The sequence below is a fragment of the Arenibacter sp. S6351L genome (assembly GCF_023016025.1).
Classification (GTDB): domain Bacteria; phylum Bacteroidota; class Bacteroidia; order Flavobacteriales; family Flavobacteriaceae; genus Arenibacter; species Arenibacter algicola_B.
In genome coordinates this window covers 1-26,737 of record NZ_JALKBB010000025.1, presented here as the reverse complement: position 1 = coordinate 26,737, position 26,737 = coordinate 1, and the positions used below count along the sequence as shown (strand labels likewise).

Here is a 26,737-nt window from a genome sequence, read left to right as displayed (position 1 = left end):
CTTATTCCGGTACCACCACCAAAGGTTGCCGCGATACTTCCTGACAAAGTGTAACATACCTTTGGTATTGCTTTTCATTAAAAAGTGCTAAAAGTTTAAGGTCGTATTTTTTAAAAACCTGCTTCATTCGCTCCTCCAGAACCTTATACTTCGCTCCCAATGCCGTTAAATCCTCAGGGGTACTTTGCGGGTGATTTTCAAATAGATTTTTCCGCTCTTCATCCAACAAGCGGGTTTCTATTTCCAGTGCCGCCTTAAACTCCTCCAAATTGGTTATCTGCTCTTCTTTTAGCTGAAATATTTGTATAATAGTATCCGATTCCGTTGCGCCAATGGCCAAACTACATTCTTGTTGTGCCTGTACGGATATCACAAATCCGACAATAAAGATCAAGGTGGAAAAAACTTTTTTACACATAGGTTTTTGTGCTAATTTAAAATACAAATATAAAGTAATAATATAACCACTTGCTTCTCACCAAAAGTTATCTTTCCATATTAATCCATCAATAGTATATTAAAATTCACATTATACACTAGGTTCTCGGGCTACTTCACATTACCTCCAGAGCCACGGCTGCCAATACTATACAATACAGTTGACACAACAGGCCCAAATAAAAAATAATAAACTGTATTTTTGATTAAAATTTAGTTTTATGCAACACATAATAGACCGGTTTATAAGTTATATTACCGTAGATACCCAAAGCGACCCTAACTCCGCCACTACCCCCAGTACTGAAAAGCAATGGACACTTGCCCATAAATTAGTGGAGGAACTTAAGCAAATAGGAATGCAGGATGTAGTTATCGATGACAAAGCTTACATTATGGCGACTTTGCCCAGTAATTTGGAAAAGGAAGTGCCTACTATTGGATTTATTTCCCATTTTGATACTTCTCCAGATTTTACCGCCACCGAGGTAAAGCCCCAAATAATCAAAAATTATGATGGTGGGGATATTGTCCTGAACAAAGCGGAAAATATTATTCTCTCTCCCAGTTATTTTGATGACCTATTGCAATACAAGGGCAATACCCTTATCACTACAGATGGCACCACTTTGTTAGGTGCAGATGATAAGGCCGGAATAACAGAGATTATTACGGCCATGGAGTATTTAATACAACATCCGGAAATTAAACATGGTAAAATTAGGGTAGGTTTTACCCCAGATGAAGAAATTGGCCGCGGGGCACACCATTTTGATGTTGCTGCATTTGGTGCTGATTGGGCCTACACTATGGACGGCAGCCAAATTGGGGAATTGGAGTATGAAAACTTTAATGCGGCAGGTGCCAAAATAACGATAAAAGGAAAAAGTGTACATCCCGGTTATGCCAAAGGTAAAATGGTAAATGCCATTTTGATTGCCAACGATTTTATTTCCCAATTACCAGGACATGAAGTCCCGCAAAAAACTACGGGCCGGGAAGGTTTCTTTCACGTGCACCATATTAAAGGGGAAATTGAGCTTGCCGAAATTGAACTGATCATAAGGGATCATGACCTGAAAAAATTCGAACAGCGCAAAGAGCTTTTACAATATATCACGGAGAATTTGAATGCGGAATACGGGGATTTCGTAAAGCTTGATATCAAAGACCAATATTTTAATATGCGCGAAAAAATTGAACCTGTAATGCATATTGTTGATATCGCCAAAGAGGCCATGGAGAGCTTAAATATTAAACCATTAATTAAACCCATACGCGGCGGCACCGACGGTTCGCAATTAAGTTATATGGGCTTACCATGTCCCAATATTTTTGCAGGCGGACATAATTTTCATGGAAAATATGAGTATGTCCCTGTAGAAAGCATGCAGAAAGCGGTTGATGTTATCGTAAAAATTTGCGAACTTACAGCTAAAAGATAGCCCTAAAAGTTATAAGCCCATTCAAGGGCAACGATATACATTTCATTTGGCAGGAAAAAATGGATCCACAAGAAAAGATCGAAGCCTATTATGCAAAGGAACAGCCCTTTAAGGATGGTATTGGACTTTTGCGGGAATTGGCCCTTAAAACTGAATTTATTGAAACTTACAAATGGGGTATCCCAGTATACACTATAGACAATAAGAATGTTCTTGGTATTTTGGCCTTTAAACATCATTTCGGAATATGGTTCTATAATGGTGTCTTTTTAAAAGACCCAAAAAAAGTGCTGGAAAATGCACAAGAGGGCAAAACAAAGGCCATGAGGCACTGGAAATTCAGCACTAAGGAGGATATTGATGAAGCCGCGGTTTTATCCTATTTTCATGAAGCCATCAGCAACCAAAAGAAGGGACTTACCCTTGCGTCTGAAAAAAACAAGCCAATTTTGATGCCTCCCTTGTTAAAAAAAGCACTTAACAATAATCAGGCCTTAAAACTTAATTATGAAAGTCTAACCCCATATAAACAAAGGGAATATTGCGAGTATATTTCTGAAGCCAAACAGGAAAAGACCAAGGAGTCCCGCCTAGAGAAATGTATTTCCCTTTTGGAAAAAGGTTTGGGGCTGCACGATAAATATAGGAAAGGGTAGTCAGTAGTCAGTAGTCAGTAGTCAGTAGTCAGTAGTCAGTAGTCAGTAGTCAGTAGTCAGTAGTCAGTAGTCAGTAGTCAGTAGTCAAAAAAATAAATGGAATTGGATATTCCAATTCTGTTCTGAGGTAATTGATTTATTTCGTGGTATTTTCCAATACTATTATTGACGGTCCGTTGGATAGCCATTTTTGGCCCAGACCGGTCGTATCCCCTAATGGAAGAAAATACACAAAAGATCCTAGAGCCAAGTCAATATCCCCATCTGCATCCATATCCTCCGCATCCATTACGATCCAACGTCCTCTGAACGACTCCGGAAAGGAGTAATCCTCAAACTTCATATCACCTTTATTTTCCAGGTAGACAAAACTCTCCTCCGGAGAACCCATATAATCAGGAAAAAATGAAATTGCTGCAATATCCAGATCTCCATCCAAATCATAATCTCTTGGCATAGCTTTATAAGCCCCGTTTAAATGGTAGAAAAAAGATTGCTCAAAATTTAAATTCCCATCGTTCAGAAATACATAAATACCGTGATAGTCCTTTAATATGGGGGTTTTATCTGCGTTATCCCCACAGACATATAAAATATCATCGAAGCCATCTCCATTAAAATCTACCAACTCTATATATTGGGAACCATTAAGAGGAAGAAAAGAAAGCAATCTTTTGGAGGAAAACGTGCCATCTCCCTGGTTTTGATAGTACACAACTCCTTCATCCCCTTGAGCCATAAGCACAAAAATATCTTGGAGACCATCCCCATTGGCATCCTTTATCACCGCGGTAATGGCACCCGACCTGTTGTCCAACATCCTCATCGTGTATTTATCACCCCCATTATTCTCATACCAAACCAATTTTCCGGTTTCATTACCATATTCACAGGCAACTACATCTTCCAATCCATCGTTATTTAAATCCCCATAAGCCATATTAACCGGCCTTTGCAAATTGGGGATCACCTCATTGGAAGTGTATGAATCCGTTGTTCCCTTGGTAAATATTTTTTGTAAAGCCCCATCCGACACGTCATTGGGAAAAATATTTTTCCCTGCAGTTGTCAAATAAATAGTATCGTACCTTTCGTAATAATGGACAGGTGCCATTTTTAGACCAAGTACAAAATCCTTTTCAAGATCTTTGGTGAGGAACGTTAAGCTATTTATATTTCGTTTACTATCCGCAAATACCACTCCCCTATTTTCGGGAAGAATTTTAACCATGGAAGTTAGGGCCGGAGTATGGGAAAAAGCAGACTCCCTGTATTTAAAATGCTTAAGGCCCATTTTAATTTTATTGGCCCGTTTGGGGGCCAAAATGGTATCCGGTGCATTGTTAAGGTAATAATCCACTATTTTATTCCAGTCCGCTTGGGCGATAAGAGGTCTTTCCGGAAATATATTTGCTTTTTTAACCACTTCTCCGCTCCTTCCATTGTCAAAGAGACTATCTGGTCGTACATTTCCTTTATAAATTCCCAATCGATGCCCCATTGCAGGAAGTACGTCGTTTTGCCAACTGGACTTCGGCAACAGATCCGGTTTAACAAAGAGATGGCAACTGGCACAATGAATTTCTGCCAATTGGTTTCCCGAGAGATTAGTGGCGGGTATTTCCTTGAATTCCGACTCTTGCAATTCCTTTTTGTTTCCGGAACAGGAGAATAGCAATCCTAAAAGGAGGGTCAGCGAAAAAAAATTCTTCATGCAATATTATATAAATAAAGGAATTCGATAAAAAATTTCCTTCTGATAGGGCCTAATCTACGAAGATACTGCCGAATTTTCAAGTATGCCATAAATAACCGATTTACAATGATTACTAAAAGAGCATCTTTAAAAAAAGGAAACTCATTGTACAATAATAATAACTACGCCATCCGCACCAAAAGAAAGGTTGCCAAAATCCATAGGACAAGGCTTAAAATGCCCCCTATAATGAAAAAATGTTTGAATTTGTAGTTGCCTATTCCATAAATCAAGGTATTGGTCTGATAGCCTACCGGAGTAAAAAAGCTAAAATTGGCCGCAAACATTACAGCTAGGACAAATGGCTTAAAATCCATATTTAGTCCGCTTGCCAATGCCATTGCTATTGGGGTCATAATAATTGCCGTGGCATTATTACTTACCACCCCGCTCATAACCATGGTGACGAAAAATAGACTCCCAATAATTATTATTTTTGACTGGCCTACCAACAGACCCAATAATTTTTCCGAAATCCACATATCTGCTCCCGTATTGTGCATGGCTATACCCAAAGGTATCATCCCTGCCAACAAAAAGAAAATTTGCCAATTTACCTTTTTATATACACTGTCCAAATTTAAGTTATTGGTGAGTAATAATACAGAAACCCCGGCCAGAGCACTAACCATGATGGATAGAACACCTGTAGCAGCTAGAACGACCACTAAACCAAGAACAGCCAGGGATAAAATTCTTCCGAATCGCGAATGGGTCTTAAGCGAATCAAACTCCTGTAAAAGCACTATATTTTCAATAGCCTCCAAAGATCTTATGTTTTGCCTACTTACATCTACTAGTAGACGATCACCTGCTTTCAGCACTAATTTATCCGAACTGCTCCTCACCAATCGTTCCTTAATATTTGTCAAGGTCTTGCGCTTCTTAATAGCAACAGGTACAATATCCTGTTGCATATAACCTCTTAGATTCCCCAAAGTCTTGCCCAAGAGTGCTGCGCCGGGAAGCATCAATAGTTCTACAAACACCCGTTCTTCCAATTTAGGAACCTTGTCTTCCCCAGTGGATTGATGATCGGCCCCCATCCAATAAATTTGTTCGTTAAGCCCCAAATTTTGAGAATCGTTCAATTTAGTGAGGTTTAATATGTTACACATTAATAGTAACTGATCATTTTCCTTTAGGGTGATATATTTTCCAGGTGAATTGTGAATCCTATTGTCCCTTATCAATTTCAGTATTGATATTTCCGGGTTGTTGTACAAAAATGTTTCCTCCAATCTTTTATTTACCAATTGCGAGCCGGATTTTATCCGGACACTTGTAATATAATCCGTAACGCTATAATCGTTCCCCAATTCCTTTTTCCCGCCCCAAGGCAGCCATTTTAACATTATGGTGAGGTAGACAATGGCCACGGCTAGAAAAATTAATCCTATAGTAGTAAATTCGAAAAAACTCAGGGCAGGTGCCCCCAGATTTTGTGCCACAGAGTTTACAATAAGGTTCGTGGAGGTACCCATTAATGTACAAGACCCCCCCAATATGCCTGCAAATGAAATAGGCAACAATAATTTAGATTTGGAAATATTGAATCGATCTGAGAGTTGGTTGATAATTTTAATAAAAACAATGACTACAGCCGTAGTACTAATGAAAGCAGAAATACTTGCGGTTACAATCATAAAAATAGGAGCTATTGCAAACAACGGGAGGACTTTAATTTTACCCAATCCGGAGGTCAACCATGTAATAACCCCATTTTCCTCCATAGCTATGGCCAGAATCATCAAAGCCAAAACCGCTATAGTGGCACTATTGGAAAAACCGCTAACGGCCTCTTCCGGTTTCACAAGCCCCAACAAGGTTAATGAAACAATTATAAAAAAGGCAATTTTATCTACCGGAAAAACCTCCAGTGCAAACAAAATTATTGTAATGAACAAAACCAAAAACACCAATCCCATTTCCAATGTCATCCTACAACTATTATATTTCGAACCCCTTAAAATCTAATGGCAAATAACTTCAAAATATTCTGCCATCTCTTTTTGGCAGATGCCCATAACCTTACTGTAAACAACATTTAACAATAAATACATACCTAAAATAACAGCTCTGTTCTCTTACAAAAAAGATATTCCCAAGATGGTGTAAGATTGATGAAATTTAAATTTCATTGGATAAGGTCATAACTACTTTTTGACATTCCTCCATACATTTAACACAAGAATTTGCACAATCCTCACAGTGTTTATGATCATGTTGCGCGCACTGTTCTGCACACCATTGACATACTTTAGCGCAGAGGTTACAGTAATCCTTGGCATATGGGCTAGCTGCCATTAAAAATTGCAGTGCTGCCGAACAAGATTCAATACATAGGATACAACACAGGGGGCAGTCATTTTTACTTTCCATTCCTGACATCTGAAGTAGACAATATTGACAATCGGCTATACATTTACGACAGGCTTCTATACAATCCAAATAAGGTGATTCCATAGCATTACTATTTATGGTTACATCTAAAATTAATTCAACCCAAATTAATCCAATAGCTCAATTGGATATTATGTGAACGTTATTGGTAATTAAAGTATCTGGGCAAGCAAAACAAATCGTATCATCTTTTCTTTTAATGATGCAGTTTAAAAATTAACTTTAACCCATATTAATTTATAGTAAAGTAGATAACGAAATAGCTATTGTTCGTATTACCCACAAATGGGAAGAGAACAATGGACTTTTTAAAAGCCAAGGACAACATATAATATTCAATGAAAAATACCATTTCACATAGAGTAGCCGATTTTTTGAAAAATTTTCCACCCTTCAATGTCCTAGGCCAGACCGACCTTGAAACCCTTGCCGAAGAAATTACCATTGTCTACAAGGAAAAGGATAGTGTTATTTTTGCGGAAAACGACGAACCGCATCCCTATTTCTATGTAGTGAACAAGGGTGCTGTTGCCCTCAAAAAAGGATCGGACAAGAGTATCATGGACATGTGTGATGAAGGTGATATCTTTGGACTTAGACCCTTAATGGCCCAAGAGAATTATAAAATGAGTGCAAAAGCACATGAAGAAAGTATTCTATACGCCATTCCCATCAACATTTTTAAACCCTACGCCCAAAAAAATATAGCGGTTGGAAATTTCTTAATAGAAAGTTTCGCCTCCAATACTAGAAATCCTTATTCAAAAAGTCATCGCGGTAAATTGTATGACGAAGTGCCCGACACAAATCCTGTGGCGCCCGATACCCATGTATTGGACTTACAATCTGTGCAGTATTCCAAAAAATTAGTGACCTGTACCCCGACCACCTCGGCCAAAACTATAGCCAAGAGAATGACCGAAAAAAAAGTTGGAGCTATGCTAGTGGTCAAGGATAAGATGCCCATCGGCATCATTACGGACAAAGACCTGCGGAACAATATTGTAACCGGTAAATATCCCATTACCACCAAGGCTAAGGAAATAATGGTTTCCCCGGTAATCACCTATAACAAACACCTCACGATAACCCAGGCACAGATGGCCATGATGAAAAGCAATATCAGCCATTTATGTATTACTAAGGACGGCACACCCAACTCCAAGGCTATCGGAATACTATCCAAACATGATGTTATGGTGGCTTTGGGGAATAACCCGGCAGTATTGATCAAGGCTATAAATAGGGCCAAGAAAATAAAATCGATAAAACAAATAAGAAAGAGTATTACGCATCTTCTTCAGGACTATTTGGATCAAAATATCCCCATTAAATTGACTACCAAAATAATATCCGAACTTAACGATGCCTGTGTAAAGCAAATTATTAAACTTTCCTTGGCGGAAATGCCAACAAGGCCTCCCGTTAAATTTGCATGGCTGGCACTTGGCAGCCAAGGACGAAGTGAACAGCTCCTACAGACCGATCAGGACAACGCCATGGTCTTTGAAAATGTTCCTGAGGACAAACTAATAGAAACAACGGCCTATTTTTTGGAATTGTCCAAACTAATAAACAAAGGATTGTTTGATATTGGTTACGATTATTGCCCTGCAGAAATGATGGCCTCCAATCCCAATTGGTGCTTAAGCCTGGATGAATGGAAAAAAACTATTTCCCATTGGATTATAAATCCAGGAACAGATGAAGTATTGCTTTCCTCCATATTTTTCGATTACAATATTACCTATGGGGATGTAAATTTGGTAAACGAATTATCGGAACATATTTTTGAAACCACTAAAAAATATCCCATATTCTATTTACACTTGGCGAGTGGGGCACTACAAAACCCTTCCCCAACAGGCTTTTTCAGACAGCTGTTGGTTGAGGAAGACGGGGAACATAAAGATTCCTTCGATCTAAAAAGACGGGCATTAATGCCCCTGACCGATGCTGCAAGAGTACTAATTTTATCGCATTCGGTTAAGTCCATCAACAGTACCGCTGAGCGATTTGAAAAATTGGCGGAGCTGGAACCCAACAACGAGGAAATCTTTATGGCCTGTTCCTTTGCTACCAGGGCCCTTTTAAAGTTCAGGACCAAACATGGCCTGCTTCACAATGATTCGGGTAGGTATATTGCCATAGACAAATTGACCAAGGAGGAAAAAATTAAATTAAAAAGAACATTTAAGACCATAAAGGAAATACAGGAGTTGGTAAGTATTAGATTCAAGGTTTCAAACTTGTTGCGATGATAGATTTCTTCAAAAAAAAAGTAAACAACTATCCGGATTATTGGCTGGAATACGAGAATAGTTTCAATAAAAAACCAATTGAGGACCTCAGCCAGGTAAGGTTTGTAGTATTGGATACCGAAACTACAGGTTTCGACTATTTAAACGACAGGATACTCTGCATTGGTGCCTTAAGTTTGGTCGACAAGAACATCGCCTTAAACCAAAGTCTGGAACTGTTTTTAAAACAGGATCACTACAATGCGGAAACCGCAAAAATTCATGGAATCCTTAAAAATGGAGGGGCCTCCTGCATAAATGAAAGTGTCGCCATGGAAGAATTATTGGGGTTCCTAAAGAATGCTGTAATTGTAGCACACCATGCCATTTTTGACATTACAATGATCAACAGGGCCTTGGAAAGAAACGGCCTTCCGAGGTTAAAAAATAAAGTACTCGACACTTCACATCTTTACAAAAAGACACTTTTAAACTCCAATGTTTTTAAAAAGAAGGAGCACTATTCCTTGGACGAATTGGCCGAAAAGTTCGACATTTCCAAGAAAGATAGGCACACCGCATTGGGAGATGCCTATATTACAGCCATAGCATTCCTTAAAATTAGGAGTCGATTGAAGGGCAAGGGACAACTACGGTTAAAAGACCTGTTGAAAATGGGATAACTATTTTAAGGATGACAGATACCCCAAAACATTTTTCTCAATTCTGGACTGTATATCCGAAATGTCGGCCTTAATAAACTTTTCTCCGGTAATATTTTCGTAGAGCTCTATGTATCGTTCCGAGACAGTTTGTATATAGTCATCGGTCATTTCTGGTACAACCTGTCCTTTTAGACCCTGAAAGTTATTGCTTATCAACCATTGGCGAACAAATTCCTTGGACAATTGCTTCTGGGCCTCTCCCCTGTTTTGTCGTTCCCCGTAGCCTTCGGCATAAAAATACCGGGAAGAATCAGGTGTATGGATTTCATCAATAAGTACAATCTTTCCATCCTTGGTTTTCCCAAATTCGTATTTGGTATCTACCAAGATCAATCCCCTTTTTGCGGCAATTTCGGTACCTCTTTGAAAGAGTGCCTTGGTATACTTTTCCAGAACTAGGTAATCTTCCTCGCTTACTATTCCCCTTTCTAAAATGGCTTCCCTTGAAATATCCTCATCATGGTCTCCCATTTCGGCCTTGGTAGCAGGGGTTATAATGGGAGTAGGAAACTTATCGTTTTCCGACATCCCTTGGGGCATGGCGAGACCGCACAGCATTCTTTTTCCCAGCTTGTATTCCCTTGCGGCATGTCCGGATAAATAACCCCTAATCACCATTTCCACCTTAAATGGCTCGCAGGCAAACCCTACGGCAACATTGGGATCCGGAGTGGCCATTAACCAGTTGGGAACTATATCGGCCGTATCCGCCATCATCTTAGTGGCGATCTGATTCAGTATTTGTCCTTTGTACGGAATTCCTTTTGGCATAACCACATCAAAGGCTGAAAGCCTATCCGTGGCAACCATTACCAATATATTATTTTCAAGATGATATACCTCCCTAACCTTTCCCTTATAAAGGCTCTTTTGCCCTGGAAAATGAAAATTCGTATCAATTATCGTATTACCCATACTGCAACTATCAATTGTTATGCTCTATTCCTTTGTAGGCCTCTATAACCTTTTTAACCAATTTATGCCTTATCACATCCTTATCGTCCAAGTAAATAACTTCTATCCCCTCAATGTTCTGAAGAACCAATAAGGCTTCTTTTAATCCCGAAATCAAACGTCTTGGCAAATCAATTTGCCCAGGATCCCCGTTGATTAAAAATTTGGCATTTTTCCCCATTCTGGTCAGGAACATTTTCATTTGGGCATGGGTTGTGTTCTGGGCCTCGTCCAAAATCACAAAGGCATTGTCCAATGTCCTACCGCGCATGAAAGCCATAGGGGCTATCTGTATGGTACCATTCTCAATATAATGGGCCAATTTTTCCGGCGCAATCATGTCCCGTAAGGCATCGTACAAAGGTTGCATATAAGGATCCAGCTTTTCCTTAAGATCTCCTGGCAAAAAGCCCAAATTCTCTCCGGCCTCAACAGCTGGTCTTGTCAATATAATTCGTTTAACCTGTTTCTCCTTTAAGGCTTTTACAGCCAATGCCACTCCCGTATATGTTTTTCCCGTTCCCGCCGGTCCTACGGCAAATACCATATCATTGTTCCTAGCGGCATCGACCAATCTCCGCTGATTTACCGTTTGTGCCTTGATAAGCCTACCACTTACACCATGGACCAAAACTTCACCACTTATTTCCGAAGACTCCAATACTTCCTGTCCATTGCTGGCCAAGAGTCGCTCAATACTGTTTTCATCCAACTTATTGTACTTGGCATAGTGGGCGGTAAGCAGGTCGAACCTTCTGTCGAATTCGTCCAATAGGTCTTCATCACCATAGACCTTAATTTTGTTGCCTCGTGCAACAATTTTAAGCTTGGGGAAATGTTTTTTCAGTAAATCTATGTTCTCATTATTCTGTCCAAAAAATTCCCTTGGGCTAATGTCTGTAAGTTCTATTATAAGTTCGTTCAAAGAAGAGAGGTGTTATAAAGGATTAGATATGAAATATATATTTTGCTTCGCTAATTTTTTGTGTAATTTTGTTTAACAAACTTAAGTAAAAAAACAACTTACCAAACCAAAAACATATCAACAGTCCTATATGGCTATAATTACTTTAACTACTGATTTTGGACACAAGGACCATTTTGTAGGCGCCATAAAAGGGACAATTTACAAGGAATTGTCAGATGCAAAAATTGTTGATATTTCTCATTCCATAGCACCTTTTAATATTCAGGAATGCGCTTATATACTTAAAAATTCATACAAAAATTTTCCTGATGGCAGTATCCATATCGTAGGCGTGGATTCTGAATTAACACCGGAAAACCAACACATAGCCGTTTTGGTGGACAACCACTATTTTATAATGGCCAACAACGGGGTAATAGGGCTCATAATTTCTGAAATAGTACCGGAAAAAGTGGTAGAAATTCAATTGCCCAATACCATAGACAGCTCGTTTCCTGAAATGGATGTTTTTGTAAAAGCGGCAAGCCATATTGCTAGAGGTGGAAAATTGGAAGTAATAGGCAGGCCCTTTAAAGACCTTAAGGACCTTCGGGAGTTCAACCCAAGAATTTCCGATGACGGCAAGACCATATCCGGAAGTGTCATTTATATAGACAACTACGGTAATGTGGTAACCAACATTCAACAAAATACCTTCAAATCCATTGGCAAGGGCAGACCTTTTGAACTACATGCCCGAAACAAAAAAATAAGGGAGATACATAAAAAATACAGCGACATCATAAATTACGACCTGGACAAAAGTCAGCGTAAATCCCCTGGAGAATTACTGGCCCTATTTAACTCCTCAGGCTATGTAGAAATCGCCATTTATAAGAGCGATCTAAATACCGTAGGGGGAGCCTCTACCCTATTGGGCCTTGATTATAGGGACACTGTAATTATTAATTTTACTTAAAGACAATGAACAAATGTTGGTAAGAATTGTAAAATTAACCTTCAAAAAGGAAAATATTGCTAGTTTTGAAGCCATCTTTGAAAACAATAAAAAGAAAATCCGACAAGCTGACGGCTGCACCTTTTTAGAACTGTTACAGAGCGAGGAAGATAAAAATATATTTTTCACCTACAGTTATTGGAATAGCGCTACCGATTTGGACAACTATAAAAATTCGGAATTTTTCAAGAGCGTCTGGCAGAAGACCAAACTATTATTCGAGGACAAACCAGAAGCTTGGAGCCTAACAAAGAAGGAAACGATTAACTAACATACATGATTGCCATATTTAAAAGAGAAATACAATCATTTTTTACCTCACCTATAGGTTATCTGGTCATAGGATTATTTTTAGTACTCAACGGATTGTTTCTGTGGGTATTTAAGGGACCATTTAATATTTTTGAATACGGCTTTGCCGATCTGGGCAATTTCTTTCTTCTTGCACCTTGGGTATTTCTTTTTCTGATTCCTGCCATTACCATGAAAAGTTTTTCGGAGGAAAAAAAACTAGGCACTTTGGAGCTTCTTTTTATAAAGCCCATCTCCTTATGGGAAACGGTTATGGGAAAGTTTTTGGGTACCTTTTGTCTGGCCTTGATCGCCATATTGCCTACAATACTTTATGTATATACCATTTCCCAATTGGGTGTAACCATAGGTAATCTGGATATGGGTATGGTGCTGGGCTCTTATTTTGGGCTTTTCTTTTTAATTGCAAGCTATACCGCCATTGGTATATTTGCTTCCACCCTATCCGAAAACCAAATAGTGGCCTTTATAATAGGTATGGTTCTATGCTTTATTATGTTGTACGGATTTGAAAGTCTGGCCACAATATTGCCCACTGGCCCCATGGTACTTTTTGTGGAACAAATAGGAATGAAGGCCCATTTTGAAAGTATTGCCAGGGGTGTCTTGGATACTAGGGATATTATTTATTTCACAAGTCTTACCCTATTCTTTCTCTACCTGACCATTAATCAACTAAAAAATCAAAATAGGTAATGAAGAAAAGTTTATTATCTATAATCAGGGCTGTTCTACTATTGCTGATCGTAAATATTCTGGCCAGTTTTTTCTACGCAAGAATAGATCTTACCGAAGACGGTAGATATACACTTTCCAAGGCGGCATTAAATTCTGTTGGGGAGTTTAGTGCACCGGTAATAATCGATATTCTACTGGATGGAAATCTTCCTCCCGAATTTATAAAATTGAGGGTGGAAACTAGGCAGCTATTAGAGGAATTTGCATCGGAAAACAGTAATATAAAGTTCAATTTCGTAAATCCACTTGAGGGAGCTTCTCAAATTGAAGGCGTTATCACAGATCTACAGGCCTTGGGCCTTACGCCCACCAACGTTACGGTTGAACAGAATGGAAAAGTCTCCCAAGAGATTATTTTTCCATGGGCCATGGTAAATTATAACAACAGTACGGTAAAGGTACCCCTATTAAAAAATAAACTAGGTGCCACCACGGAAGAGCGGGTAAATAATTCCGTTCAACATTTGGAATATGCCTTTGCAGATGCCTTTACAAAATTGAACATCAAGGAAAAGAAAAAAATAGCCATCATTAAGGGCAATGGAGAGTTGGGCGATATTTATATGGCAGATTATTTGACCACCATAAAAGATTATTACAACATTGGTGCCATTACCTTGGACTCGGTGTCAACCAATCCAGCAAAGGTCCTGGAACAATTAAAAGGATTTGATCTTGCCCTCATTGCAAAACCTACAGAGGCCTTTACCGATGAAGAGAAATTTATTTTAGACCAATATATTACCGGGGGAGGCAAGTCGCTCTGGCTCATAGATCAGGTGGCTATGGAACTGGATAGCCTCTTCAACGAAGAAGGTACCGCCATGGCCCTGCCACGCAATCTTAACCTAAACGATTTTTTCTTTAAATATGGGGTTCGTTTAAATACGGATTTGGTGAACGACCTTTATTTTACACAAATAGTTTTGGCGACAGGAGAGGGTAACAGTTCCCAATACAACCCTGTTCCGTGGTACTACAACCCTATGGTCTTTTCCAAGAACGACCATCCCATAAACAACAACTTGGAAGCCGTCAGGTTCCAGTTTACAGGTAGTTTGGATACCCTTGGCAGTGATTATAAAAAGCAGATCCTACTCAGTAGCTCGCCCTTATCAAAAACCGAGGGAGTGCCCAAGCCAATTCAGCTGGACATTATTAATACACCACCAGATAAAGACCTATATAACGACGGAAATAAGATTTTAGGGGTATTGGTCGAAGGTGCCTTCAAATCATCCTTCCTAAACCGGGTAAAACCACTTAAGCTGGACAAAATAGTGGATCAAGGCCCTGAAAACAAAATGATAGTGCTTTCGGACGGGGATCTAATAAGAAACCAGGTCCGAAATGGCAGACCTTTGGAATTAGGTTATGATAAATGGACAAACAACTTTTTTGGCAACAAGGAATTCCTCATAAATTGCCTTAATTACCTATTGGACGATACCGGACTTATAAACATTCGGAACAAGAAAGTAACTATCCCTTTCTTGGATGCTGAAAAAATTAATGACCAGAAAACCAAATGGCAGTTGATTAATATTGGCCTACCCCTGTGTTTGACCTTTATTTTTGGATTCCTAATTCACGCCGTTCGAAAGAAAAAATATGGGGTATAAGTGTTGATAAGTTTGTTTCCTTAAAAAGGACATTTAAAATATCTTTGTTTTGGCCGTGATTGAAGGAATATTGCGGATTCAAACAGATATTTAAACACTGTTTTTGGTTGTACAATAATGTAGATTCCTTAAAAAAAAATAAACCAATGAAATTTATAGTATCTAGCACTTATTTACTAAAACAACTCCAAGTTTTAGGTGGGGTAATCAATAACAGCAATACCCTACCTATTCTAGACAATTTTCTCTTCGATTTAAATCAAAAGGAACTCACTGTTTCCGCTTCCGATTTGGAAACCACAATGAGTTCTGTATTAGAGGTCGATTCTGACAATGAGGGTACCATTGCCGTTCCTGCAAAACTGTTATTGGAAATTTTAAAAACCTTTCCTGAACAGCCATTAACTTTTGTTGTAGAGGATAACAATACGGTAGAAATCAGCTCTAACCACGGTAAATATGCTTTGGCCTATGCAGATGGAGCTGAATTTCCAAAATCGGTTGAATTGTCAAATCCATCCTCTACCACAGTACTTGGGGATATATTGGCAACAGCCATCAATAAAACTATTTTTGCTGCCGGAAATGATGATCTGAGACCTGTAATGAGCGGTGTCTTCTTTCAATTTTCCCCAGAAAGTTTAACCTTCGTAGCTACCGATGCCCATAAATTGGTAAAATATCAACGTACAGATGTTACTGCTTCCAAGGTGGCCGAATTTATAATGCCTAAAAAACCTCTTAATTTATTAAAGGGGATTTTATCGGGCAGCGAAACGGAAGTACTCATTGAATACAATGAAAGCAACGCCAAATTCAGTTTTGAAAACACTATCCTGATCTGTAGATTGATAGATGGTAAATACCCGAATTACGAAGCGGTAATTCCTAAGGAAAACCCAAATAAACTTTCCATTGCCAGAACACAACTTTTAAGTTCGGTAAGAAGGGTTTCCATATTTTCCAATAAGACCACCCACCAAATTCGATTAAAAATTGCAGGTGCGGAACTTAATATATCCGCTGAGGACATAGATTACAGCAATAAGGCGGAAGAAAGATTGACCTGTTCTTACCAAGGTGACGATATGCAGATAGGGTTTAACTCAAGGTTCCTGGTGGAAATGTTGAACAACCTTACTTCGGATGACGTGCAATTGGAAATGAGCCTTCCCAATAGGGCCGGTATCCTTACCCCAATTGACGGTTTGGACGAAGGCGAAAATGTCACCATGTTGGTAATGCCGGTAATGTTGAACAGTTAGAAATACAAATTCAACCCAAGGGTTGAATTCAAAATACACCCCACTCTTTCATTATAAAAAAAGCCGTATCTCATTTGAAATACGGCTTTTTTGTCCTAAACAAAAATGTTTACTAACTACACAAACTTTATGCTCAGGGGATAATGAGGTTTTTCGCCATTGGACACCTTTATGGCATTGACAATAGGAAATACGAAACAGAGCACTGCTATCGCAATAATCCCTAATATTCCAACACCAAGAAGTAAGATCAACGGGATGCAAATTAGGATATATAAGAACATACTGATCTGGAAGTTAATAATCGATTTTCCGTTTTCATCCATATTCATTATGGTATCCCTTTGGGTTAGCCACAAGACCAAAGGAACTACAAACCCTCCAAACCCTGTAACTATATCCAATAATTGACTCAAATGGGTCAACACCAATAGTTGTCTGTTTTCTGCCTTCATCGGTTGCTTTTATTAAGTTGTTATAGGCTGAAAAAGTATTGCTCCGACACTTGATCTAAGTCCTATAAATTAGTTGTAATAATTATAGGACGAATAAATTCACCATTTGTTACATGCATTAGTTTACCTTATTTCCAAATTCTGCCGGGCCCACTACTGTTTACGTTCCAATTTTTCCAATTTGTCCTTATCTTTTTCAATACCCTTCTCCAGTTTGTCAATTTTCTGGTTCAGTTTCTCTATTGCCATAGGGGATAATTTTCCCTTTTTTTGATCCTTGATCATTTTCTCCTGTAGCTTTTCTACCTTTCTTGTGTCTTTGGCTATAGACCTTCTTTTGGAATCTATTTCGGACGAAAGTTTTTCGCGCTTTTTCAATTCCTTCTCAGCCTTCTTTTGCGCTTTTTCAGCCTTCTTGGTATCCCTTTCCGCTTTGTCTATCCTTTTTTGAATTGCCTTAGCTTCCTTTTCTTCCTGCAAAATTCTCTCCTGCTCCATCTGTTCCGTATTTTCCAAAGGAGTAACTGGATCCGGAGTTTCCTGAGCCAAAGTGATTTGGCAGAATAAACCCACTGCCAATAAAGTAATAATTCTAATCATTTTCATATAGTAATTTTAAATTGAATGTTCCGATACACCTAGATTCCAAAGCTTAATTGAACTCTTTTATGTTATATTGGAACACTATCAAAATTACACAATATATCCTGCATTAATTATGACTAAAATCATTGTGTTAAACTTTGCAATTCCCAAATAAAAGTTCCAAATCATTATTGTAACAGCGCTTTTCAATCGTTTTACAAAGTGTTAAAGGTTAACGTACATTGTTTCAAATAATTAGATTATTGTATTTGTCAATTGAATGGTGAAAGCGTTTTGAAAATTTTATATCGTATTTTTACGGTCAATTATAATACTAATGATTACCAACGACAACATCATTGCCTTAGCTACGCCCTCAGGGGCCGGTGCCATAGCTGTAATCCGTATTTCCGGGAAAGATGCCATTGCCCTGGCCAATCCTTTCTTTACATCGATAAGAGGAAAGGATTTAAATAAACAGAAGAGCCATACCATTCATTTGGGACATATTACGGAGAACGATAAGGTGTTGGATGAAGTCTTATTATCTCTTTTTAAAGGTCCACATTCCTATACTGGTGAAGATGTTGTGGAAATTTCCTGCCACGGTTCGCCTTATATACAACAACAAATAATTCAGTTGTTCCTGCGAAACGGCTGCCGAATGGCTACTGCGGGGGAATTTACCCTACGCGCTTTTTTAAATGGTAAAATGGACTTGAGTCAGGCCGAAGCCGTGGCCGATCTTATAGCATCCGATAATGAGGCCAGCCATCAGATAGCCATACAGCAAATGCGGGGTGGATTTAGTAACGAGATCAAAAAATTGCGGGATCAGCTTCTGAACTTCGCTTCCCTTATGGAATTGGAGCTCGACTTTGCAGAGGAGGATGTGGAATTTGCGGACCGTACACAGTTTAAAAAACTTTTGACCAAAATACAGCGGATTCTTAAACGCCTAATCGATTCCTTTGCCGTGGGCAATGTGATCAAGAACGGGATTCCCATTGCCATTGTTGGGGAACCCAATGTAGGCAAATCTACCTTGCTTAATGCCCTTTTGAATGAGGAACGGGCCATTGTAAGCGACATAGCGGGAACTACCAGGGATACCATAGAGGATGAGATCGTAATAGAAGGCATAGGTTTTCGGTTTATAGACACCGCTGGAATTAGGGATACCAAGGATGTGGTGGAAAGTATAGGGATAAAAAAGACTTTTGAGAAAATAGAACAGGCCCAGGTGGTTGTACTATTGGTAGATGCTTGGCAAATGGCAACGCATGAAGATAAGTTAAAGACCAGCATAAAGGAACTGGAAAAAATAAGGACCAAATACCCACAAAAGCCTTTGTTGGTGATTGCCAACAAGGTAGACAGGTTGGATAAGGAACAAATCAAAGATCTACAATCCCAAATTTCAGGACTGCATTTGCTGTCCGCCAAATCTGGACAAGGTGTGGAAACACTGAAGTCGCGCTTATTAGATTTTGTCAATACGGGAGCCCTGCGCAATAGCGAGACCATTGTAACCAATACGAGGCATTACAGTTCCCTTTTAAAGGCCTTGGAAGAAATAGAAAAAGTGCAATTTGGAATGGAGGAGGATACTCCCAGCGATCTCTTGGCCATAGATGTCCGTGAAGCACTCTATCATTTAGGGGAAATTACTGGACAAGTAACCAATGATGAGTTGTTGGGAAATATATTTGCTAATTTTTGTATCGGGAAATAAAAAAAGGAACAATAGTCCCTCCAACTAGTTATCGGCTTTGACGAGTGGCCCACAACAATAGACCACACGCTATGGAGTTGAAAACTTCGCAGCACAGCATATTTTTACCCGTGTATCGTTTCTTCTTTTCCGTAGTTTTTTATCACTTCAGCTTCAAATTCCACAAGCTCTTGCCAGCGTTTGTCTACATCTACATTCTGGCCATATTTACGAGCAAAACCAATAAAAGTAGTGTAATGACCTGCTTCGCCAATCATTAAATCATGGTAGAATTTAGAAAGTTCCGGGTCTTTTATTTCTCTTGAAAGTAGTTTAAAACGTTCGCAGCTTCGCGCTTCGATCATAGCGGAAAATAAGAGTCGATCTACCATAGATTCAAGTCTACTGCCACCTTTGTTCATAAACTTATAAAGCTCGTTTACATAGCTGTCTTTACGCTCTCTCCCTAAGGTGTAACCGCGCTTTTTAATGATATCATGTACCATTTGAAAATGCTCCAATTCTTCTTGGGCCAAAAGGAGTAAATCGGTAACTAAATCTGGGTATTCAGAATTAAGTGTAATAATAGTAATGGCATTAGTGGCGGCCTTTTGTTCACACCATGCATGGTCCGTTAGAATTTCTTCTATGTTTTTTTCAACTATATTAACCCAACGAGGGTCTGTTGCTAATTTTAAATGGAGCATGGCCTAATGTTTTTGTAAAAGTAGGAATTAGCAGTAAAAGAAATTATTAAAGTATTACTAACTTCGCTAGATAAGTGGTTTATCATCTATGATTGTAGTCTTCCCCTAATTAGAACTGTTTATGTTTTTTAAAACTTCATTAAAGTGACCTCCTCCTCCTGATAACGGCCGTGACCGAATTTTTTACTAACTTATGCAATAGTCACACAAATTGGGAATGATCAAACTAAGGCACTATGTACTTTTAGGAGATATACCCACAAAGGCACTATCATTATGATTCTTACGGACATAAAGGGAAAATAGATTCATAATGAAGATAAGGACGGACATTAGAGATAAAATAAATGTCATTTAAAACACATGAATTTTCAGAATCACTTTACAAAAATTTTGATAAAGGCCAGTTATCAGATACCCATTTATCTTATAGCTGTTCTAGGATTTGGACAGGACATGGATAATGAAAATGATGTAAAGGAAATAATGGGGTATTCACTTGAAGGTATAGAGCTTCGTATGGACGGGATTGTGGATGAAGAATTTTGGACAACTATTCCGGGCAATGGCAATTTCTTAATGCAAGAACCAATAGAAGGGGCAAAACCAACAGAGCAAACTGAAGTACGAATTGCTTTCGATAGCCAAAATATTTATATCGCAGTTATTTGTTATGATAGTAGTCCGTCAGATATAAAAACTTTTCAAAAGAAAAGGGACGCATCCTTAGAGACAGATGATCGTTTTAGATGGATTTTTGATACATTTATGGACAAGCGAAGTGCCTATTTTTTCGAAATAAATCCCTTGGGATTGCGGGGAGATGGTCTCATTTCTTCTGGCCAAGGTCAATCGTTGAACACAGACTGGGATGGTATTTGGAATGCATGGACCTATATAGGCGATTTTGGTTGGTCTGCCGAAATCAAAATCCCCTTTCGCAGTATAAACTTTGATCCTAAAAGCGATGTTTGGGGAATTAATTTTCAAAGGACCATACGCCGTAAAAACGAAGAACAATTATGGACAGGTCATCGCCGAAATCAGGGATTATTACGACCGCAGAATGCCGGTATTCTTACGGGGCTTGTTGGACATTCGCAGGGATTAGGCTTAGAAATTGTCCCTTATGGCATTACCCAGTACAGCAAAGAATATGATGACGAGAAGGACGAGTACAGCAGTACTTCTTCTGCCGACCTTGGATTTGATATTAATTACAATATTACATCTCAATTGAAAGCTTCTATTACCTACAATACTGATTTTGCCCAGACCGAAGTGGACAATCGACAAATAAATCTTACTCGTTTTCCTTTGCGTTTCCCAGAGAAAAGAGATTTTTTCCTAGAGGGGTCGTCAATTTTGCAATTTGCACCGTCAAGTAATGTAGATCCTTATTTTAGTCGCAGAATCGGACTGGTGAACGGGATACCTATCCCTATTAAGTATGGAGGTCGTCTTATAGGAAATATAGGTAAGAGCAACATTGCACTATTACACGTGCGTACAGGAAGCGAAGGAGAGCTGAATCCAGAAAATTTTTCAGTGGCCAGATATACAAGAAATTTCTGGAAGGAGAGTTCTATCGGCATAATATATACCCATAGAAGCACCGAAGACGATATATTATTTGGTAACCCAATTCAAGATAGAAAAACATGGGGTACCGATCTAAACATAAGTACTTCAGAATTTCTAGGAGATAATACACTACAGTTCTCAGCTTTTTTTGTTGCGCACAACCCCGCTTCACCCTTTGATAATTCTACCTCCATATCCGATAGATCAGTCCGGGGGTTTCGTTTTAATTTCCCCAATCAACCATGGTCTGCTTGGGTTTCCTACAGGGAATTTGGAGATGAATATGATCCAGCGATCGGGTTTAACCAACGTAACGGTTTTAAAAGGTTGCAACCAGCAATTAACTATGCTCCTCTATTTGAAAAGAGCTCCATTATAAGAGAAATAGAATGGGGCATTTACTATGAGTATCTCACTTCATTGGAAAATAAACTTCTTACCGAAAATCTTCGGTTTAACTTGGGAACCATCAGTTTTGAATCTGGTGATAATTTAGGTGTTGAAGTCTCTAGGAACTTTGAATTTCTTAATGAAGAATTTGATATACTTGGGGACAGTACAGTTATTGTAGCTCCAGGGAAATATGTGAATTGGGGTTATGAATTGCAAGCATCTTCTGCCTCCTTTCGTAAGGTATCTGGATCAATTGGTTATGAAGCCGGAGGATTTTGGACCGGAAATATTACAAGTCTGGTTATGGGTCTAACCATTCGCCCAGCACTTGGTATTAATCTAAGCAGTGGGTACACGCATACCCAAGTAAGTGCTGAAAACAGTGGATTTAGTACCAATTTATTCCAGATAGATCTTGGCCTTGATTTTACACCCGATATTTCACTTTCTTCTAACTTTCAATTTGATGATATAAGCGATGTTCTGGGGACCAACACCCGTTTTAGATGGATAATTACCCCTGGTACCGACATTTTTTTTGTGTATAACCACAATTGGCTAAACGACCCAACATTGAATAGAAGACTTTTTACAACACAACAGGGAGCAGCGATGAAGGCGGTTTACACCTATCGTTTTTAGGTAGGTAATAGTTGTAAAGACCGCGGGGAATCAAATAACCAGGACTTTCACATTCTTAGAGAAAAACTGGGAAAGAAATATGAGATGATAATGTTTCTTATCTTTGGCGGCGAAATGAAAGGATTGGCAAAATAACCAACTATCACAATTTTTTACTTATAAATCGGTAAGTAAATCTCCTGTTCAAAATATTAAATTCAAATTATAATGTACACCCCGTCCAGTACCTACAGCATGTAAGCATTGTTTTTCTACCATATCCTGTAAATCACGGGTGGCCGTAGCCTTGGCAGTTTTGGTGATGGATATATTTTTTTTTGCTGTCATCCCAACTTTAAATCCTTCAATGTCATAATCTATCACTTTCGCCTGACGCTTAACTGCCTGAATATTACAAAAATCGGACAGGAACCATGCGCAAGGTTTTTGGGTATGATTTGGGGGTGGAGGCAAAAAACTAAAAAAACCAAGGTTTATAAATGCATCAGTCGGGTAAGGAAAATCATAGATGTATTTAACCCGAAGAAAAATTTAATTTAAATAGTGCGCTATAATGCACTATTTTATCAAATAGAGTTAAATGTATTAAAAAAAAGTCGATTAGTGCAATAAAACGCACTTTTGCTATGTTTATTCATGATAAATATTTACTTTAGCCTACAAAAGAGCCATATAATGCACTTTAAAAGTTTAATACGTAGTATAAAGGAGCGAAGAGAAATGCTACAGGTTACCCAAGAAACATTGGCAGACCTATCAGGCGTAGGACTTCGTACCCTTAAACAATTTGAAAGTGGTAAAGGCAACCCTACTGCAGAAACATTAAACAAACTGGGCAATGCACTAGGTTTGGAACTCACTTTCCAAGTAAAAACGACAACAGCTGAAGAATGAGGCAAGCAGTCATTTTGTACAAAAAGGAAGAAGCGGGTATATTGACCCAATCGGATGATGGAAGTTTCACCTTTCGTTATCATGACAAATGGTTTGAATCAAAGGATACCCCTGCTATCAGCCTTACATTACCAAAAAACCAACAAGAGTATCATTCGGATTATCTATTCCCTTTTTTTTATAATATGCTTCCTGAGGGATCGAACAAACAAAATATTTGTTTTGAGTTACGTATAGATCCCAATGACTATTTTGGTCTGTTATTAACCACAGCGAAATATGATACCATTGGAGCCATTCAGGTCAAGGAAATAAAAGCATGAGTAATCCGATAAACATAAATAACTGTCCAGGTACTTTAAAGAAAGGATTAAATACCTATAGTACAACAGCATTAAACCGTTTATTCAATGGTAGGAAGGTAAGCCCTATCCTACCCTACGAATCGCCCGTTACTAATGTAGTTACAGAAGAACTCTTTAAAGAAAACAAAATACGTTTATCCATTTCTGGTGTACAAGAAAAGTTCTCGGTATTATTGGAGAAGAACAAACTACGTTTGATAAATGCAGGAGAACAAGGTCAGTACATTTTAAAACCTATTCCCAATGTGGGAACCCGTACAGACCAAATGCCGGCCAACGAACATTTGAGCATGCAGTTGGCACGTCAAGTATTCGGAATCGAAACTGCAGAGAATGGCCTAGTATTCTTTAAAAATGGAGACCCCGCATATATTACCAAACGTTTTGATGTGCAAGAAGACGGTACTAAATTGGCAATTGAAGACTTTGCTACTCTAGCCGGCAGAACACCACAAACCCATGGAACAGATTTTAAATATTCTGGAAATTATTTACAACTTTTTGAACTTTTAAAAAAGTATGTTCCTGCCTATCCAATCGAGGCCATCAAACTATTTAAGTTACTTCTTTTCAATTATTTAATATCTAACGGTGATGCCCATTTCAAAAATTTCTCTTTAATGGAAACTGCTTTGGGAGATTTTAAATTGAGTCCTGCTTATGACCTATTAAACAGTAGAATTCATATTGAAGATAGGGATTTTGCCTTAGAAGATGGACTTACACCTCTAGACAAATCAAGAGGTAAGGTTACAGAGCAGTTTTTTCAACTAGCGGAACTTGCTGGCATTTCTAAAAGACAATATGAAAAGGCATTCAAAAGTTTAACGACAAACCAAGCTAAAGTACTATCCCTAATTGAACTTTCATATCTTGATGAAAAGACAAAAAAAAATTACCTTCAAGGGTATCAAACAAAGCTTAAAAAACTTTTGAGGGATTAGAATTTAACAAACAGCCAATAACTACTTAATGAGCCGATTAAACATATTAATCGGCTCATTAAATAATTTGCTAGGTTTTTAGTACTTAAATCTCTTTTTTTTTTACAACTATCTGATAATGAGACGAATTAGGTAGTCATACAATATGTAAAAATTGTAGTTTTGTACCCCATGTGTACCTCAAAGCTCGTAAACCCTTATAAAACATGGGTTCGTCACTTCCTGTATTGGGAAATAACCTCACCAAAGGGTCTACTGAAATAGAATGATTACTATAGCCGGAATAATTTAAGCATCTTTCCCAATCATCCTTATAAACGGTTTTTCCCCGTGAAAAATAATGAGTACCATAAGAAGACCAATGATAATCAAAAATGCAACTTGTAGTTTAGATAGCAATAGGTTCATACTTAATGCCTTATTGGATAAATAGGTCAACTGACGCCCTTCAGAAAGCTGCACTTTGGAAAGTTTATCCAGATTGTCGCCGATTTTTTTAAATAGGGCACTGAATTCTTTTGTATTTCCGATTTCCGTAGATGCTGGTGTTCTAGAAAAACTATTTTCCAAGGTTTGTAATTCCCTATAGTTCTCTTTCAACAGTGTAAAATGGACCGATTCATTAGGTGTTAATTTGGTTTTTGAGAAATTCTCCAATAGTTCTTTAATGCTTTCACCTTTGGCGTCATGGCCCATGATTCCCTTTGAAGAGGACCACTCCAACTCTTTCTGGTGAAAAAGGTTGTTAAGTCTATAGATATATTCAAGGGCGACCACCCGATCTTCAAAAACAGAGTTCACGGTATGGTCTGCGGTAGAGAAGTTTCTTCTGTTCAATTCATTCGATGTAAGCACCAATAAAAATGCTATTGCCAAGATAAAACCGGTATTAAGACGCTGTTTTAGAGTCAATTTTTTATACATTTTTTTGATTTATTAGGGTTTACATCAAATTATTAAAAACGTGTCTATTTATACAATAGAATAGAAAATTCCGTCCAGCCCGTAACTAACCAACTTTAGCAACTAAAACAACAGAACTGGACGGATAAAACCAACCATTTAAAAATTAAATTCCTTTAAGTTCACCTGATTCAAGTGCATCCTTTAAATCTGCGGATACAACACTATGGATACCAAAAAATCGTCCACCATCAGTCCTTTTGATCTTGACCTGTAAGGTACCGTCCTTTTTTTCCTTTACAGCTGTAACAACCACCTTGACCCCTTCCATTTTTTTATAGTTGGCAATACCTCCATTTTTAATAATAGTATTAGCCCTAGGAAAATCAATATGCCTAAAACTAGGGGCGTCCGGGCTCCCAATCTGAAGCATATCTCCTGCCTTTACCTCTTTAAGAACTTCGGGCCCGCCACTTTGCGCGTTAATGCTTAAGATTCCCACCGTGAATAAGACTGCAAAAATTATTTTTTTCATAACTGTGTTTTTAAGGGGGTTTGTCAATTTTTCTGTTTTTGTATACGGTCGGCGGAATTCCACTAATATCCGTTTGTTTTTTTTAGAATATTGTGAAAAGCTTATTGCCTAATTATCTGCCCAGCGCAAAGGTTGTGCCATGGACAATGGCACATTAAAAATCTAGATTATAAACACCTGAAATACAATCAATAACATTACCTGCGAAGAATGAAGTCAATACATTATATTGGGTAATTTTACCCCGATTGAGTAATTTTACCCCAGTTAAAATTTGAGTCCTTAGTAAGGGTTCAATTGGTTCCTTCCTACAATTTAGCATAGTCCCAATATTAAAATTTAATAGTTTGGATGCTAACCTTCTTTATTTGCTCGGAATACTTTTTATTTCAAATTGATTTTTAACGGATAGGATTTATTGTTCCGGTATCTCAACCATGGATCTCCGCCATTACTTCCATTTTTCTATCTCAATTACCACCTAACCCAATTAACATAAGATTTTCATATATCTTTACGGTTACAAAAAAAAAAAAA

The 26,737-nt window shown here is 38.3% G+C and carries 25 protein-coding genes; 14 read left to right on the top strand and 11 right to left on the bottom strand.

Going from position 1 to position 26,737, the window contains the following annotated elements; translation table 11 throughout:
* Position 1: 1 nt before the first annotated feature.
* Positions 2 to 418 carry a hypothetical protein gene (locus tag MWU82_RS17915; protein WP_247097467.1) on the bottom strand — a complete coding sequence of 139 codons (417 nt, stop codon included), beginning with the start codon at positions 416 to 418 and terminating at the stop codon, positions 2 to 4.
* 241 nt (positions 419 to 659) lie between these two features.
* Between MWU82_RS17915 and pepT the strand changes: the two genes are divergently transcribed.
* Both pepT and MWU82_RS17905 read left to right on the top strand, forming a co-directional pair.
* Complete coding sequence (pepT, locus tag MWU82_RS17910; protein ID WP_247097466.1) at positions 660 to 1,883, top strand: peptidase T; 1,224 nt, start codon at positions 660 to 662, stop codon at positions 1,881 to 1,883.
* Positions 1,884 to 1,942: 59 nt separating this feature from the next.
* On the top strand, positions 1,943 to 2,539 hold the full coding sequence (locus MWU82_RS17905) for a YdeI/OmpD-associated family protein (RefSeq protein WP_247097465.1): 597 nt from the start codon (positions 1,943 to 1,945) through the stop codon (positions 2,537 to 2,539).
* A gap of 136 nt (positions 2,540 to 2,675) precedes the next feature.
* Here the strand turns inward: MWU82_RS17905 and MWU82_RS17900 are convergent, their stop codons facing one another.
* Together MWU82_RS17900 and MWU82_RS17895 are read right to left on the bottom strand one after the other, a co-directional pair.
* Positions 2,676 to 4,253: a VCBS repeat-containing protein gene (locus MWU82_RS17900; protein WP_247097464.1), complete on the bottom strand. Its 1,578-nt coding sequence runs from the start codon at positions 4,251 to 4,253 to the stop codon at positions 2,676 to 2,678.
* Between the two features lie 164 nt (positions 4,254 to 4,417).
* Complete coding sequence (locus tag MWU82_RS17895) at positions 4,418 to 6,235, bottom strand: SLC13 family permease (RefSeq protein ID WP_247097463.1); 1,818 nt, start codon at positions 6,233 to 6,235, stop codon at positions 4,418 to 4,420.
* Between the two features lie 801 nt (positions 6,236 to 7,036).
* Here MWU82_RS17895 and MWU82_RS17890 point away from each other — a divergent pair.
* Positions 7,037 to 8,959 carry a DUF294 nucleotidyltransferase-like domain-containing protein gene (locus tag MWU82_RS17890; protein WP_215947007.1) on the top strand — a complete coding sequence of 641 codons (1,923 nt, stop codon included), beginning with the start codon at positions 7,037 to 7,039 and terminating at the stop codon, positions 8,957 to 8,959.
* On the top strand, positions 8,956 to 9,621 hold the full coding sequence (locus MWU82_RS17885; protein WP_215947006.1) for a 3'-5' exonuclease: 666 nt from the start codon (positions 8,956 to 8,958) through the stop codon (positions 9,619 to 9,621). The genes MWU82_RS17890 and MWU82_RS17885 overlap by 4 nt, the downstream gene beginning before the upstream one ends.
* Here the strand turns inward: MWU82_RS17885 and MWU82_RS17880 are convergent, their stop codons facing one another.
* Positions 9,622 to 10,578, bottom strand: coding sequence for a phosphoribosylaminoimidazolesuccinocarboxamide synthase (locus MWU82_RS17880; protein WP_247097462.1), 957 nt, complete (start codon positions 10,576 to 10,578; stop codon positions 9,622 to 9,624).
* Between the two features lie 10 nt (positions 10,579 to 10,588).
* Positions 10,589 to 11,542, bottom strand: a complete 954-nt coding sequence (locus tag MWU82_RS17875; RefSeq protein WP_111624797.1) for a PhoH family protein — start codon at positions 11,540 to 11,542, stop codon at positions 10,589 to 10,591.
* Between the two features lie 130 nt (positions 11,543 to 11,672).
* On the opposite strand from MWU82_RS17875, the gene MWU82_RS17870 reads away from it, so the two are divergent.
* From MWU82_RS17870 to dnaN, 5 genes are all read left to right on the top strand, one after another.
* A complete protein-coding gene (locus MWU82_RS17870; protein WP_215947004.1) occupies positions 11,673 to 12,503 on the top strand; it encodes an SAM-dependent chlorinase/fluorinase in 831 nt (276 codons plus the stop codon).
* Between the two features lie 13 nt (positions 12,504 to 12,516).
* Positions 12,517 to 12,813 carry an antibiotic biosynthesis monooxygenase family protein gene (locus MWU82_RS17865; protein WP_215947003.1) on the top strand — a complete coding sequence of 99 codons (297 nt, stop codon included), beginning with the start codon at positions 12,517 to 12,519 and terminating at the stop codon, positions 12,811 to 12,813.
* A gap of 5 nt (positions 12,814 to 12,818) precedes the next feature.
* Complete coding sequence (gldF, locus tag MWU82_RS17860) at positions 12,819 to 13,550, top strand: gliding motility-associated ABC transporter permease subunit GldF (RefSeq protein WP_247097461.1); 732 nt, start codon at positions 12,819 to 12,821, stop codon at positions 13,548 to 13,550.
* Positions 13,550 to 15,214, top strand: a complete 1,665-nt coding sequence (gene gldG / locus MWU82_RS17855; RefSeq protein WP_247097460.1) for a gliding motility-associated ABC transporter substrate-binding protein GldG — start codon at positions 13,550 to 13,552, stop codon at positions 15,212 to 15,214. The genes gldF and gldG overlap by 1 nt, the downstream gene beginning before the upstream one ends.
* A gap of 146 nt (positions 15,215 to 15,360) precedes the next feature.
* Positions 15,361 to 16,479 (top strand): DNA polymerase III subunit beta, encoded by a 1,119-nt coding sequence (gene dnaN, locus MWU82_RS17850; RefSeq protein ID WP_215947000.1) that lies wholly within the window; start codon positions 15,361 to 15,363, stop codon positions 16,477 to 16,479.
* A gap of 116 nt (positions 16,480 to 16,595) precedes the next feature.
* Here the strand turns inward: dnaN and MWU82_RS17845 are convergent, their stop codons facing one another.
* Positions 16,596 to 16,934 (bottom strand): DUF4870 domain-containing protein, encoded by a 339-nt coding sequence (locus MWU82_RS17845; protein ID WP_247097459.1) that lies wholly within the window; start codon positions 16,932 to 16,934, stop codon positions 16,596 to 16,598.
* 153 nt (positions 16,935 to 17,087) lie between these two features.
* Positions 17,088 to 17,540, bottom strand: a complete 453-nt coding sequence (locus MWU82_RS17840) for a hypothetical protein (RefSeq protein WP_247097458.1) — start codon at positions 17,538 to 17,540, stop codon at positions 17,088 to 17,090.
* Positions 17,541 to 17,856: 316 nt separating this feature from the next.
* Between MWU82_RS17840 and mnmE the strand changes: the two genes are divergently transcribed.
* The gene (gene mnmE, locus MWU82_RS17835; protein WP_247097457.1) at positions 17,857 to 19,254 is read left to right on the top strand and encodes a tRNA uridine-5-carboxymethylaminomethyl(34) synthesis GTPase MnmE; all 1,398 of its coding nucleotides are present in this window, start codon (positions 17,857 to 17,859) and stop codon (positions 19,252 to 19,254) included.
* 104 nt (positions 19,255 to 19,358) lie between these two features.
* Here the strand turns inward: mnmE and MWU82_RS17830 are convergent, their stop codons facing one another.
* Positions 19,359 to 19,940: a tRNA-(ms[2]io[6]A)-hydroxylase gene (locus tag MWU82_RS17830; RefSeq protein WP_247097456.1), complete on the bottom strand. Its 582-nt coding sequence runs from the start codon at positions 19,938 to 19,940 to the stop codon at positions 19,359 to 19,361.
* 363 nt (positions 19,941 to 20,303) lie between these two features.
* Here MWU82_RS17830 and MWU82_RS17825 point away from each other — a divergent pair, with 363 nt between their 5' ends.
* Positions 20,304 to 22,559, top strand: coding sequence for a DUF5916 domain-containing protein (locus MWU82_RS17825; RefSeq protein WP_247097455.1), 2,256 nt, complete (start codon positions 20,304 to 20,306; stop codon positions 22,557 to 22,559).
* Between the two features lie 183 nt (positions 22,560 to 22,742).
* On the opposite strand, the gene MWU82_RS17820 is transcribed toward MWU82_RS17825, so the two are convergent.
* Positions 22,743 to 22,886, bottom strand: coding sequence for a hypothetical protein (locus tag MWU82_RS17820; protein ID WP_247097454.1), 144 nt, complete (start codon positions 22,884 to 22,886; stop codon positions 22,743 to 22,745).
* Between the two features lie 348 nt (positions 22,887 to 23,234).
* On the opposite strand from MWU82_RS17820, the gene MWU82_RS17815 reads away from it, so the two are divergent.
* The 3 genes from MWU82_RS17815 to MWU82_RS17805 are packed head-to-tail and all read left to right on the top strand — an operon-like array spanning position 23,235 to position 24,762.
* Complete coding sequence (locus MWU82_RS17815) at positions 23,235 to 23,453, top strand: helix-turn-helix domain-containing protein (RefSeq protein ID WP_215946988.1); 219 nt, start codon at positions 23,235 to 23,237, stop codon at positions 23,451 to 23,453.
* Positions 23,450 to 23,776 carry a HipA N-terminal domain-containing protein gene (locus tag MWU82_RS17810; RefSeq protein ID WP_215946987.1) on the top strand — a complete coding sequence of 109 codons (327 nt, stop codon included), beginning with the start codon at positions 23,450 to 23,452 and terminating at the stop codon, positions 23,774 to 23,776. Before MWU82_RS17815 ends, MWU82_RS17810 begins: the two co-directional genes overlap by 4 nt.
* A complete protein-coding gene (locus MWU82_RS17805; protein WP_247097453.1) occupies positions 23,773 to 24,762 on the top strand; it encodes a HipA domain-containing protein in 990 nt (329 codons plus the stop codon). Before MWU82_RS17810 ends, MWU82_RS17805 begins: the two co-directional genes overlap by 4 nt.
* Positions 24,763 to 25,050: 288 nt before the next feature.
* Here MWU82_RS17805 and MWU82_RS17800 read toward each other — a convergent pair whose 3' ends face one another.
* Together MWU82_RS17800 and MWU82_RS17795 are read right to left on the bottom strand one after the other, a co-directional pair.
* Complete coding sequence (locus MWU82_RS17800) at positions 25,051 to 25,686, bottom strand: hypothetical protein (RefSeq protein ID WP_247097452.1); 636 nt, start codon at positions 25,684 to 25,686, stop codon at positions 25,051 to 25,053.
* A 145-nt stretch (positions 25,687 to 25,831) separates the two neighbouring features.
* Positions 25,832 to 26,200, bottom strand: coding sequence for a hypothetical protein (locus MWU82_RS17795; protein ID WP_247097451.1), 369 nt, complete (start codon positions 26,198 to 26,200; stop codon positions 25,832 to 25,834).
* Between the last annotated feature and the right edge of the window lie 537 nt (positions 26,201 to 26,737).